Here is an 11,945-nt window from a genome sequence, read left to right on the forward strand (position 1 = left end):
GCTCCCTTCACTGTGTGCTCGGTCAGGCCGCGGCCGAATCGGCCGCCTGTGCCTTGAGCGCGCGCTCCACGCCCGCGCGGCACTCGGTCACCAGGCGCCGCAGCGCGGCGTTCGGCTCGGCGGAGGCCAGCCACGCGTCCGTCGCGTCCAGCGTCTCCTGCGAGATGTGGAGCGCCGGGAAGAGGCCGACGGCGATCTGCTGGGCCATCTCGTGGCTGCGCTCGTCCCACGCCTCCTTGACGGCCGCGAAGTACTTCGCGGCGTAGGGCGCGAGCAGCTCGCGCTGGTCGGCCTGCTGGAAGCCGCTGATGACGGACTCCTGCACGGCGTTCGGAAGCTTGTCGGACTCGACGACCGCCGCCCACGCCTCGGCCTTCGCCTCGGCCGTCGGCCGCGCGGCGCGCGCCCACGCGGCGTGCTGCTCGCCGGCCGAGGTGCGGTCCCGCTCCAGCTCGGCGGCGATGGCCTTGTCGTCGGCGCGGCCGGTCGCGGCGAGGCGGCCGAGCAGGTCCCAGCGCAGGTCGGTGTCGATGGCCAGGCCCTCGACGCTCTCGGTGCCCTCCAGCAGCCCGGCCAGGAAGGCCAGCTGCTCGTCGGTACGGGCGGTGGCCGCGAAGGCGCGGGCCCAGGCCAGCTGGTGGTCGCTGCCCGGCTCGGCGGCCAGCAGGTGCTCGCGGGCGGCCTCGGTCCACTTGGCCAGGCCCGTCTCGCGCCAGTCCGGCGCGGCGTACAGGTCGAGGGCGAGCTTGACCTGCCGGTGCAGGGACTGCACGACGCCGATGTCGGACTCCTTGGCGATGCCCGAGAGCACCAGGTCCAGGTAGGCGCGGGTGGCGAGCTCGCCGTCGCGGGTCATGTCCCAGGCGGAGGCCCAGCACAGGGCGCGCGGCAGGGACTGCTCGAAGTCGCCGAGGTGCTCGGTGACGACGCGCAGGGACTCCTCGTCGAGCCGCACCTTGGCGTACGAGAGGTCGTCGTCGTTGAGCAGCACGACGGCCGGGCGGACCCGGCCGGCCAGCTGCGGCACCTCGGTCAGCTCGCCGTCGACGTCCAGCTCGATCCGGTCGGTGCGGACCAGCTTGCCGGCCTCGTTCAGGTCGTACAGGCCGATCGCGATGCGGTGCGGGCGGAGGACCGGCTCGCCCTTGGCACCGGCGGGCAGGGCCGGGGCCTCCTGGCGGACGGCGAAGGAGGTGATCGTGCCGTCCCCGTCGGTGGCGACCTCCGGGCGCAGGATGTTGATGCCGGCCGTCTCCAGCCACTTCCGCGACCAGGTCTTCAGGTCGCGGCCGCTGGTCTTCTCCAGCGCGCCCAGCAGGTCGCCGAGCCGCGTGTTGCCGAAGGCGTGGGCCTTGAAGTACGCCTGCACGCCGCGGAAGAACTCGTCCTCGCCGACGTAGGCGACGAGCTGCTTGAGGACGGACGCGCCCTTGGCGTAGGTGATGCCGTCGAAGTTGACCAGGACGTCGTCCAGGTCGCGGATCTCCGCCATGATCGGGTGGGTGGAGGGCAGCTGGTCCTGCCGGTAGGCCCACGTCTTCATGGAGTTGGCGAAGGTGGTCCAGGAGTGCGGCCAGCGGCTGCCGGGGGCGGCGGCCTGGCAGGCGATGGAGGTGTAGGTGGCGAACGACTCGTTCAGCCACAGGTCGTTCCACCACTCCATGGTGACCAGGTCGCCGAACCACATGTGGGCCAGCTCGTGGAGGATGGTCTCGGCGCGCGTCTCGTACGCGGCGTCCGTCACCTTCGAGCGGAAGACGTACTGGTCGCGGATGGTCACCGCGCCGGCGTTCTCCATGGCGCCCGCGTTGAACTCGGGCACGAACAGCTGGTCGTACTTGGGGAAGGGGTACGGGTAGTCGAAGCGCTCCTCGAACCACTCGAAGCCCTGCCGGGTGACCTCGAAGATGGCGTCCGCGTCCAGGAACTCGGCGAGCGAGGGGCGGCAGTAGATGCCCAGCGGGATGCTGCGGCCGTCCTTCTCGTAGCTGCTGTGCACGGCGTGGTACGGGCCGGCGACGAGCGCGGTGATGTAGGTGGAGATGCGCGCCGTCGGCTCGAAGCGCCAGACGTTGTCCGCCGGGCGCTCGGGGGTCGGCGAGTTGGAGATCACCGTCCAGCCCTCGGGCGCCTTCACGGTGAACCGGAACGTCGCCTTCAGGTCGGGCTGCTCGAAGTTGGCGAACACCCGCCGCGCGTCCGGCACCTCGAACTGGGTGTAGAGGTAGGCCTGCTGGTCGACCGGGTCGACGAAGCGGTGCAGACCCTCACCCGTGTTGGTGTAGGCGCAGTCGGCGACGACCTTCAGCTCGTTCGGGCCGGCCTTCAGCCCGGGCAGGGCGATGCGGCTGTCCGCGAACACCTCGGCGGGGTCGAGCGCCGTGCCGTTGAGCACGACCTCGTGCACGGCCGGGGCGACCAGGTCGATGAACGTCTCCGCCCCCGCGGCGTCGGACTCGAAGCGCACGGTGGTCACGGACCGGTACGTCCCGCCCTCCTGCGCGCCCGAGAGATCGAGGTCGATCTCGTACGCGTCCACGCTGAGCAGCCGAGCCCGCTGCTGCGCCTCTTCGCGGGTCAGATTCGTTCCGGGCACCGGGGCATCTCCTTCACATCGCGATTTTCCGGCCATCCTTGCACGTAGGGGCCGCCTTGGGCGGGCCGTACGCTGACGGCTGAGGAGCGTGTGACGCACGACGGGCCGGGCACCCGAGGGTGCCCGGCCCGTCGCGCGGTGGCGTGTGCCGCCGGCCGGCGTCAGCCGCGCAGCTCCGCGGCGACCAGCTCCGCGATCTGGACGGCGTTGAGCGCGGCGCCCTTGCGGAGGTTGTCGCCGGAGAGGAAGAAGGAGAGCCCGTTCTCCGCGGTCTCGTCGACGCGGATCCGGCCGACGTAGGAGACGTCCTTGCCGGCGGCCTGGAGCGGGGTGGGGATCTCGGAGAGCTCGACGCCCGGGGCGTCCTTCAGCAGCTCGTACGCGCGTTCGATGCCGAGGGGGCGCTCGAAGCGGGCGTTGACCTGGAGCGAGTGGCCGGAGAAGACCGGCACGCGCACACAGGTGCCGGAGACCTTCAGCTCCGGGATCTCCAGGATCTTGCGGGACTCGTTGCGGAGCTTCTGCTCCTCGTCCGTCTCGTGGCTGCCGTCGTCGACGATCGCGCCGGCCAGCGGCAGCACGTTGAAGGCGATGGGGCGCTTGTAGACGCCGGGCTCGGGGAACTCCACGGCCTCGCCGTCGTGGGTCAGCTCGGCCGCGTGGTCGACGACCTTGCGGACCTGGCCGTCGAGCTCGGCCACGCCGGCCAGGCCGGAGCCGGAGACGGCCTGGTAGGTGGTGGCGATCAGCGCCGTCAGCCCCGCCTCCTCGTGCAGCGGCTTCAGCACCGGCATGGCGGCCATGGTCGTGCAGTTCGGGTTGGCGATGATGCCCTTGGGGCGGTTGGCGATCGCGTGCGGGTTGACCTCGGAGACGACCAGCGGCACCTCGGGGTCGCGGCGCCAGGCCGAGGAGTTGTCGATCACGACGGCGCCCTGGCCGGCGACCTTCTCGGCCAGCGCCCTGGAGGTGGCGCCACCGGCGGAGAAGAGCACGATGTCCAGGCCGGAGTAGTCGGCGGTGGCCGCGTCCTCGACGGTGATCTCGCCGTCCTGCCAGGGCAGCGTGGTGCCGGCGGAGCGGGCCGAGGCGAACAGTCGCAGCTCCGTCACCGGGAACTCCCGCTCGGCGAGGATCTTGCGCATGACTCCGCCGACCTGACCGGTGGCTCCGACGATTCCGACCCTCACTGGCGCTCCCTCATGGCGTACGGCACGTACGTTCTACGACGGCCGACCTGGTTCAACGGTTCCATCATGCGGGAGGACCCGCCCCCAAAGTCCAATCCATTGTCCGGAGAGTGGGAAAGGCGGGCGCCCCCTGAAGGGGACGCCCGCCCGCCGTTCTCACCGGGGATGCCGCGCCGGGGTTACGGCAGCACCTTCTCGATCTTCACGCTGCCGCTGCCCGCGACCGTGCCGGCCGCGTCGACCAGCTGCACGTCGCCGGAGAAGACCCGGCCCTCCGGGGCCGCGCCCGCGACCACGACCTGGGCCGTGACCTGCGCGGACTGCCCGGCGGCGAGCTTGACCGGCTGCTTCTCGTCGACCTTGATCTCACCCAGCGACGGCGCGAAGTACGCGTCGCGGTAGTCGTAGGCGGTCGAGCCGGACGGCACCGCGTAGCCCGCGACCTCGATCGTGTACTCGCCGGCCGCCGGCTTGTCCAGGGTGACCAGCTCGTTCGCGCTGCCGCCGGCCGAGGAGCCGACGACCTTGCCGTCCTTGTAGACGGTGAGGTCGAGGTCCGCCTTGGCGTCGGCCGCGCCGCCGATCCTGGCCTCCAGCCGGCTGACGCCCTCGCCGAGGACGACCGTGGTGGTCTGCTTCTCGCCCTCCTTGATCACCGGGCGGGTGACCTTGGAGGAGCCCAGGCCGCCGCCCTTGAGCCGGCCGTCGATCGGCGCGAAGCCGTTGGTTGCGGTCCAGGTGACCGGGGCCGGGGTGCCGACCTTGGCCTCGGCGACGGTCTGCACGGCGGGGGAGAAGGACACGCCCAGGGCCGTGGCCGTCAGGGTGTAGGGGTTGTCGAGCAGCGGCGAGGTGCGGCGCGCCTCGATCTCGATCTCCCAGACGCCCGGCAGCGGGTTGGCGTAGGACCGCAGGTCCGGACGGCAGGTGTTGGCCGGGTTCGGGTAGTTCGGGTAGCAGTTCGGCGTGGAGGTCGGGTCGACCGGGACGCCGTAGGGGTTGATGGCGATGAAGCGGGTCTGGCTGCCGGCGGCCAGGCCGCCGAGGGCCACCTCCAGGGTCTTCGCGCCGGCCGGGACCGAGACGAAGTACGAGCGCGTGGCGTTGCGCTGCACGGAGGCGGTCTCCTTCAGCGCGTACGCCGGCTCGGCGAGCGGCTGGGCGACCACGACGCTGGTCATGATCTGCTTGTCGATGCCCTCGGTGCGGCCGTCGTCGACGGTGAGGATCGCGCTGTGCAGACCCGGGGTCTTGGCCTTCGCCCTGACCTTGACGGTGACCGGCTTGTTCAGCGGCAGCTTCACCTCGTCGTCGCCGGCGAGCCGGAAGGTGCCGTCGTTGTTCCGCCAGGTCAGCTCGTGCGCGACCGGCTTGTCGGGGCCGGTGGTGCGGGTGACGGTGACGTCGTAGGTCCGGCTCTCGCCCGGCTTCAGCCCGCCCTCGCGGTCGTAGATCCCGGTGCCGTGACCGGGGGTCTTGAGCTTGTCGGACAGCGCGGTGGAGACGGGCGCGTCGACGGTGTAGTCATGGGCGGTGGCGCCCTCGCGCAGCGCGTCCCAGGCCTCCACGATGTCGATCAGACCCGTGCCCTGCTCGTAGGCCTGGAAGCCCTTGATCCGCTTGGCCGTCGAGGTGAGCGCGGTGCGCAGGTCGGCCGGGGTGAGCTTCATGTGCTTCTGCTTGGCGGCCGAGATCAGCAGCGCGGAGGCGCCGGCGGCCTGCGGGGAGGCCATCGAAGTGCCCTGGAGCATGCCGTAGCCGGGCGGCAGGTCGTAGCCCGCCTCGGCGACGGGGGCGCCGGGCTCCCAGGTGGGCGTGGTGTTGATCGACGCGCCCGGGGCGGAGATGACCGGGGCGAAGCCGCCGTCCTCGCGCGGGCCGCGGGAGGAGAAGGGCATCATCGCGTAGGGCGTCTTGACCTCGGAGCCGTAGTTGGCGGCCCAGGTCTCCCGGGAGACGGCGGCGCCGACGCTGAGGACCTTGTCGGCCAGGCCCGGGTCGCCGATGGTGTTGGCGCCGGGGCCGCTGTTGCCGGCGGATATGACCAGCTGGACGCCGTAGGTGTCGATCAGCCGGGTGTAGAGCTCGGAGCGGGCGTTGTTGCCGTCGTTGAGCTCGGGCAGTCCGCCGATCGACATGTTGACGATGTCGACGCCGTGGTTGACCACGAGGTCGATCATGCCCTCGGTGAGGGCGACGTTGGTGCAGCCGCCGGTCCAGGTGCAGGCGCGCGAGGAGACGATCTTCGCGCCGGGGGCGGCGCCGTTCATCTTCCCGCCGAAGAGGCCGTTGGCGGCGGTGATGCCGGCGACGTGGGTGCCGTGCTCGGACTCGATGACGCCGATGCTGACGAAGTCGCTCTTCTTGCCGACCCAGCTTCCGCCCAGCGGGTCCATCGGCACGTCCTTGCGGATCTGCACCGTGAAGGGGATGCGCTCGGCGATGGCGGTGGCGGGGTTGTCCTTGCCGAAGTACCCGACCTGGAAGCCGTCCTTGTACGGCTTCATCTCCTCGTCGTCGGCGAAGTTCGCGTCGTCGTCGAGGTCGACGCGGACGGTGCCCTTGGCGGCGTCGTAGAGCACGGCCCAGGAGTCGGTGGTGTCGCCGTCGCGGTTGAGGTCGCCCTTCATGTCGCCGCCGGCGGTGGCGCTCTCGCGGAAGAGGGCGACCTGGTAGGTGCCGGGGCCGGGCGTGGTGTACGAGCGGCCGTTGAAGGAGAACGAGGGGCCGGAGACCGACTTCGTCATCGGCAGCCAGGTGCCGTCCCGGTCGGTGATCGGGTCGGTCGCGGTGACCCAGTCGACGATCTTGCGCTCGCCGGTGGTGGTCTTCTGCAGCGCCGGGTGCCCGAGGTCGACGCCGGAGTCGAGGATGCCGATGGTCACGCCCCGGCCGTCGGCCTTGGGGTGGTCCTGGACGAAGTCGACGGCGCCGGTCTCGAAGGCCGGCTGGTAGGGGTTCTTCGCGGGGGTGTCCTTGCCCGGGCCCGGGTAGGTGCTGCCCTTGGCGAGCCGCTGCGCGGCCCCGCTGCCCTCGGCGCCGTCGGCGCGGGGCGTCGGGTCGGGGAGCTTGATCTCCTGCTTGAGGTCGATGCCGTGCACCGAGTCGAGCTTGCCGGCCTCCGCGATGGCGGCGTCGGCCTTGGCGGTCGGCACCGTCGCCCGGACGTAGCCGAGCTTGTCGTACGCCTGGCCCACCGAGGCGCCGGCGATGCCGTCCAGCTTCTTCTCGACCTGGCCGGTCCTGCCGGGAGCGGTGGCGATCATCATGGTGACCGTGGAGTCGCCCCGGGACTTGGCCTTGGCCAGCAGGGCGGCGTCCTGCGAACCGAGCTTGGCGGGGGCCGACTTGGCGGGTCCCTGGCCGGGGGCGACGGTCCAGGGGTCGTCGTGGGCGAAGGCCGGCACGGCGCCGGCGGTGGTCAGCGCGGCGACCAGACCGGCCGCGACGGCTATTCGCGCCACGCGTCTCGCGCCGTCGGCGGGCGCGGTGTTCTCGGATGCGGGGGTGGTCATGAACATCCTTGATGGGAAGAAGTGAACGGCTGCCGAACGGCAGGTCCGGATATCGGAGCCGGATGAGCGATCACTTTGATGGAAGTGGCGCGGTTTTGGGGAGAGTTGTCATAGCGGGAACGTAAGGATGGCGTAAACCCGCCACGCGCCACGCGGGATGAAGCAGGACGGAGGCCATGAAGCGGTCAGCCGCAGCCGCGGCTATTCGCGCAGCTCGCGGGCTGTAGGACAAACGGACTACACCAGGTGCCCCACGCCGGTCCCCACGGTTCCCCGACGGGTGAACGCTGAGTGAGCGTCAGCACTCCCGGGGACGAGTGGTGTATGTCAGTTCGCAGTAGCCAAGATCCATGTGAGGTGATCGGCGGCGGGCGTTGCCGTCATGTTCACGCCCAGGTCATCCGCGCTGCCAACGATCCTCACTGACCGGGCCAGCGGCCCGCCCGCACGACAGACTGCCTTCGCGTTCGCACTCGGGGAGACCGCCATGCACCGCAGATCCCGCAGAACCGCAGCCTCGCACCTCGACCGCCGTACGTTCCTGGCCGCCGCGGGGGCCGTCACCACGGCCACCGGACTGGGCCTGGCCGGCAGCGGCGCGGGCGGGGCGGCGGCCGCCACTCCCGGGGACGCGGCCCCACAGGCCGCCCCGGCCGAGCCGGTGGCCGCCGCCGCGCCCAGCGGTGCGGGCACCACCCTCGTCTCCGTCGCCACCCCGCGGGGCAGCGGCGGCTACCGGCGCCTCGGCGACGGCCCCGGCTGGCCCCGGCTCGTCCGCTCCGACCTGGCCGGGGCCCAGAGCCACCGCGAGGACCGGCGCACCACCCTGGCGTCCTTCGTGCAGTTCACCGATCTGCACCTGACCGACTTCCAGCACCCCCTGCGCTACGAGTTCTTCCGCGCCGGCGACGCCGGCGCGTGGCGCCCCCACGAGGCGCTCACCCTGCCCGGCGTCGTCTCCCTGGTCGAGCGCGTCAACAAGCTGCGCCGGGGGCCGGCCACCGGCACCCCGCTGTCGTTCGTCATCACCACCGGCGACAACGGCGACGAGAACGCCCAGATCGAGGTCGAGTGGTTCCTGACCGCCATGAGCGGCGGCAGGATGAACCCCAACACCGGCGACCCCCACCACTACGAGGGCGTCCAGAACAGCGGGCTGAAGCTCTTCTGGCACCCCGAGAGCTCCCTGCGCGACCAGGACAAGGCGCTCGGCTACCCGCGCATCGACGGCTATCTGAAGGCCGTCACCCGCCAGGTCACCAGCCCGGGCCTGAACATCCCCTGGTACTCCACCTTCGGCAACCACGACCTGCTCTCCGGCGGCTGCTACCCGGCGCACGGCACCTTCATCGCCGACGCCGCCGTCGGCGGCCGCAAGCTGCAGACCATCGGCGCCGCCGAGGCCAAGTGGCTCATGGAGGGCGAGGCCAACGGCGCCGACCCCAAGGGCAAGCGCATCGAGGCCCTGCTGAAGGCGCACAAGAAGGAGATGCGCCAGGTCACCCCCGACCCGCGCCGCGTCCCGCTGACCGCCCGCCAGTACGTCGCCGCCCACCTCGACCCCCGGCACGCCGGCCGCGGCCCGGTCGGCCACGGCTACACCCGCGCCAACCTCGACTCGGGCGAGCTCTACTACTCGTTCCGCGTCTCCGAGCGGGTCATCGGCATCAGCCTCGACTCCACCGACCCCGGCGGCCACTACCAGGGCTCGCTCGGCACGGCCCAACTCGACTGGCTCGACAAGACGCTGAAGGCCCACCGCGACGAGTACGCGCTGATCTTCAGCCACCACCCGAGCTGGAGCATGAACAACACCGTCGCCGACCCCTCCCGCCCGAACGACCGCCGGCACGGCGGCGACGAGGTCATCGGCCTGCTCAACCGGCACTCCAACGTGCTGGCCTGGATCAACGGCCACAGCCACCGCAACCGCATCCGGCCGCGCGGCACCTTCTGGGAGATCGCCACCGCCTCGCACGTCGACTACCCCCAGCTGGCCCGCGTCATCGAGATCACGGACAACAAGGACGGCACGATCTCCCTGTTCACCACCCTGCTCGAATCGGCCGCCCCCCACCGGACGGACTTCCACGACCTCTCCCAGACCGGGCTGGCCTCCCTCTACCGCGAGCTGGCCTTCAACGCGCCCGGCAAGGACGACACCCTCGCCGGCGACCCCACCGACCGCAACACCGAACTCCTGCTGCCCCGGCGCTAGCGCCTTGCCGGCGGATCATGCAGCGCCCCGGGGTGGCGTCGGCTGCGGGCCGCCGGTGGCCGACAAGCCACGATGTGCCCGCAGACGGAGTGCCGTGCTTCGCCCGGGGCGCGGGGCGCTCAGCGCGGCAGGACGACGAGATACGCCGGCGGCTCGCGGTCGGCGGAAGCCATCAGCGCGGTGCGCACCACCGCCGCCTGCTGCTCCGCCGACTCACGCAGCTTCCTCGGCGTCACGTGCACGACCGTGACGCCGAGCCGCTCCAAGTGCTCGCGTTTGCGGCACTGTTCGCCCGACACCGCGCCGTCGTCCTGCCGCGGCACCCGCGCGTCGATCTCCAGGGCCACCGCGTGGTCCGGCCAGTAGGCGTCCACGCCGCCCAGCGTCGGACCGCCGGGCAGCCGCAGCTCCACGTTCCACAGCGGCGCGGGCAGCGCGTGATCGCGCACCATGGCGTAGAGCCGGCCCTCGGCGACGGCCCGGCCCTCCGCCAGCAGCGCGTCCACGGCCTCCCGCACGTGCGGCCGGTCCAGCAGCCGCGCCCGCGTCAGCTCCCGCACCACCGCCGCGGCCTCGCAGTGCCCGCCCCGCACGGCCTCCGTCAGCAACCGCCGCACGGTCGCGGCCTCCGTCAGCTGCCCCACGGCGTCGGCCACCGCCCGCGCCGGCGGGGCCACGGGCACGCCCGTCAGCAGCCTCGGGCGCGGCACGGTGTGCGCCCGTACGATCCGCACGAAGGAGGCCGAGCGCAGCCGGCGCACGCGCGGCACCAGGACGTCGATCCGCTCCAGGCGCGTCAGCGGGGGAACGGAGGTGAAGCGGTGCAGGGCCAGCGCGGCCATCCCGGTGATCATCGCCTCGCCGTAGGACGCCGGTTCCGCGGCACGCGGGGGCGAGGGCCGGCGCTGCGGCGGCACGGCCGTGCGCGGCAGGGTGTACATCAGGGCGGCGTGCAGCCGCTCCTCGCTGGTGGCGGGTCCGGGGTGGAGCAGGTAGACGCCCGGCGCCAGCCGCTGCCACGGACCGCCCGGGCGGCACCGCTCCGCGACGGTGGCGCCCGGCACGCCGTGCTCCCTGAGCTGACGTGCGGTCAGAACGCGGTGACGGACGTCGGAGAGGTGGTACAGCGGCCGGGGCGAGAGCGGGGTGTCGTGGTTCATGACTCGACCGTTCCACCCCGCCGGGCGGTCCCTAACCGCTGTTACAGGCCCGTCGACAATTGCGGACAACGTACCCCGAAGGCAATGACTTCACGCGTCACCGTGTCCTCGGGGCCACTGCCCGGTTCCCGCCGCTTCAGACGGCCGACGCGTCGCGGGCCTGGGCCCGCAGCGACCGCGCCAGGTCGTCCCGCGCCTCCAGCACCAGCCGCCGCAGCGCCGGGGCGGCGTCGGCGTGCCCGGCCAGCCACGCGTCCGTCGCCTCCAGCGTCTCCCGGCTGTCCTGCAGCGCCGGGAAGAGCCCGCGCACCACGGACATGGCGATCTCGATGGACCGCTCCCGCCAGATCCGCTCGACGACCTCGAAGTAGCGCGGCGCGTACGGCGCGAGCAGCTCGCGCTGCCCCGGCTGGTCGAAACCGGAGATGGTCGCCTCGACCAGCGCGTTGGACAGCTCCTCGGACTCCACGACCGACGCCCACGCCCCCGCCTTGACCTCGGCCGACGGCCGGGCGGCCAGGCAGCGCACCTGGTGCCGCCGGCCGGAGGCGGTGTCGTCCCGGGCCAGCTCGGCCGCGATCGCGTCCTCGTCCGCCGCGCCCCGGGACGCCAGCGTGGCGAGGAACGCCCAGCGCAGCTCCTGGTCGACGTCCAGCCCGTCGATCTTCTCCGTGCCCTCCAGCAGCCCGCGCAGCAGCGCCAGCTCGGCCTCGTCGGCCGCGAGCTGGGCGAAGAACCGGGTCCACGCCAGCTGGTGCCCGCTGCCCGGCTCGGCCCGCCGCAGCTCCTCCAGCGCGGCGGCCGCCAGCAGCCGGCCGGCCTCCTCGCGCCCGTCGGGGGCCGTGTAGTGGGTCAGCGCGGCGTCGGCCCATGCCTGGAGCATCTGCAGCACGCCGATGTCGCTCTCGGCGCCCGCGAAGCGCCGGACCATCGCCAGGTACTCACGGGCCGGCAGCAGTCCGTCCCGCGTGAGGTTCCACAGCGCGGACCAGCACAGCGCGCGGGCCAGGGGGTCCGTGATGTCCCCGAGGTGCTCGCGCAGGGTCGCCAGCGAGCGCTCGTCGAAGCGCAGCTTGCAGTAGGTCAGATCGTCGTCGTTGACCAGCACCAGGTCCGGCCGCTCGCTGTCGACCAGCTCCGGCACGACCGTTCGGGCCCCGGCGACGTCCGCCTCGGCGCCGCCGCCCTCTTCGGGCTCGGCAGCGCGGTGCACCTGCCCTCGCTGGTCCGCACCGGCGGACGGGTCGCCGCGCTGGGGCTCTGCTC

The 11,945-nt window shown here is 72.4% G+C and carries 6 protein-coding genes; 1 reads left to right on the plus strand and 5 read right to left on the minus strand.

The features are described from left to right. Positions 1 to 22: 22 nt before the first annotated feature. The 3 genes from pepN to AB0K09_RS06660 form a co-directional block, all read right to left on the minus strand. Complete coding sequence (gene pepN, locus AB0K09_RS06650; RefSeq protein WP_366064187.1) at positions 23 to 2,596, minus strand: aminopeptidase N; 2,574 nt, start codon at positions 2,594 to 2,596, stop codon at positions 23 to 25. 161 nt (positions 2,597 to 2,757) lie between these two features. Further along, complete coding sequence (locus AB0K09_RS06655) at positions 2,758 to 3,786, minus strand: aspartate-semialdehyde dehydrogenase (RefSeq protein WP_366064188.1); 1,029 nt, start codon at positions 3,784 to 3,786, stop codon at positions 2,758 to 2,760. A gap of 179 nt (positions 3,787 to 3,965) precedes the next feature. Then, the gene (locus tag AB0K09_RS06660) at positions 3,966 to 7,301 is read right to left on the minus strand and encodes a S8 family serine peptidase (protein WP_366064189.1); all 3,336 of its coding nucleotides are present in this window, start codon (positions 7,299 to 7,301) and stop codon (positions 3,966 to 3,968) included. A gap of 487 nt (positions 7,302 to 7,788) precedes the next feature. On the opposite strand from AB0K09_RS06660, the gene AB0K09_RS06665 reads away from it, so the two are divergent. Beyond that, a complete protein-coding gene (locus AB0K09_RS06665) occupies positions 7,789 to 9,519 on the plus strand; it encodes a TIGR03767 family metallophosphoesterase (RefSeq protein WP_366064190.1) in 1,731 nt (576 codons plus the stop codon). A 119-nt stretch (positions 9,520 to 9,638) separates the two neighbouring features. On the opposite strand, the gene AB0K09_RS06670 is transcribed toward AB0K09_RS06665, so the two are convergent. Together AB0K09_RS06670 and AB0K09_RS06675 are read right to left on the minus strand one after the other, a co-directional pair. Further along, positions 9,639 to 10,679 (minus strand): hypothetical protein, encoded by a 1,041-nt coding sequence (locus tag AB0K09_RS06670; protein WP_366064191.1) that lies wholly within the window; start codon positions 10,677 to 10,679, stop codon positions 9,639 to 9,641. A 136-nt stretch (positions 10,680 to 10,815) separates the two neighbouring features. Beyond that, a partial coding sequence (locus AB0K09_RS06675) for an ERAP1-like C-terminal domain-containing protein (RefSeq protein WP_366064192.1) occupies positions 10,816 to 11,945 on the minus strand: 1,130 nt, incomplete at its 5' end.

It is taken from the genome of Streptomyces sp. NPDC049577 (genome assembly GCF_040675635.1).
Classification (GTDB): Bacteria; Actinomycetota; Actinomycetes; order Streptomycetales; family Streptomycetaceae; genus Streptomyces.

Excerpts from the sequence above, each read along its gene's own strand:
- AB0K09_RS06660 (WP_366064189.1), bottom strand. The coding sequence starts at position 7,301 with ATGACCACCCCCGCATCCGAGAACACCGCGCCCGCCGACGGCGCGAGA.
- AB0K09_RS06665 (WP_366064190.1), top strand. The coding sequence starts at position 7,789 with ATGCACCGCAGATCCCGCAGAACCGCAGCCTCGCACCTCGACCGCCGT.
- AB0K09_RS06670 (WP_366064191.1), bottom strand. The coding sequence starts at position 10,679 with ATGAACCACGACACCCCGCTCTCGCCCCGGCCGCTGTACCACCTCTCC.